At 71.9% G+C, this 1,064-nt stretch carries 1 protein-coding gene; it reads left to right on the top strand.

Going from position 1 to position 1,064, the window contains the following annotated elements:
* Positions 1-1,064 (top strand): flavin-containing monooxygenase (locus tag PLL68_RS15740; RefSeq protein WP_324535715.1); only part of this gene is annotated, 1,064 nt, incomplete at both ends.

The raw sequence follows: 1,064 nt of genomic DNA, 5'->3' as shown, positions 1-1,064 counted from the left end.
TCCCTGGCGTCGGGGGAGCAGATCCGGCAGTACGTGCAGGACACCGCGCGTGAGTTCGGGGTCACCGAGCGCATCCACCACGGGCAGCGGGTCGAGCGGCTGGACTGGTCGTCGGATGACGCGCGCTGGACGGTGACGGCGCGCACGGATGCCGGGACGGTGCGGCACACCGCGCGGCTGGTCTACCTCGCGACGGGCTACTTCTCCTACGAGGGCGGGCACGTCGTCGACTTTCCCGGTCAGGAGCTGTTCGCCGGCCCGGTCATCCACCCGCAGGCGTGGCCGGACGACCTGTCGGTGCAGGGCAAGCGGGTCGTCGTCATCGGCAGCGGCGCGACGGCCGTGACCCTCGTGCCGGCACTGGTCGAGGCGGGGGCCTGCCACGTGAGCATGCTGCAGCGCAGCCCGAGCTACGTGGCGTCGGTGCCCAGCCGCGACCGCGTGGCCACCCGGGTACGGCAGGTGATGCCGGATGCCGTGGCGCACCGGGTCGTGCGCGCCAAGAACGTCGTGCTGTCCACCCTCGGGTACCAGGTGCTGCGGCGGTACCCGGATGCCGGGCGTCGCCTCCTGCGTCGACGGATGGAGCAGGCGCTTCCTGCCGGGTACCCGGTGGAGCTGCACTTCACACCGACGTACGACCCGTGGGACCAGCGCCTGTGCGCCGCGGCGGACGGCGACCTGTTCACCGTGCTCGGCGACGGGCGGGCCAGCGTCGTGACGGCGAGCATCGACGCCTTCGAGGGCGACGGCATCCGACTTGCCGGCGGCGAGCACGTGCCGGCAGACGTCATCGTGACGGCGACCGGGCTGCAGATGGAGTTCGGCGGGGGAGCGCGGGTGTTCATCGACGGGGTGGAGGTCGATGTGTCGAGCGGCCACGTCTACAAGGGGCTGATGCTCTCCGACGTGCCGAACCTCGCGATGGCCGTGGGGTACACCAACGCCAGCTGGACCCTGCGCGCCGACCTGTCGGCCCGGTGGTTCTGTTCGCTCGTGCGGTACCTGGACCGGCGCGGGTTGTCGGTCGCGACCCCGCGCTACGACGAGCCGGATGCCGTGGA

It is taken from the genome of Ornithinibacter sp., from assembly GCF_035443565.1.
Lineage (GTDB): Bacteria > Actinomycetota > Actinomycetes > Actinomycetales > Dermatophilaceae > Fodinibacter.
Note: the sequence above shows the minus strand (reverse complement) of the source record. Positions and strands in the feature narration are given on the sequence as shown.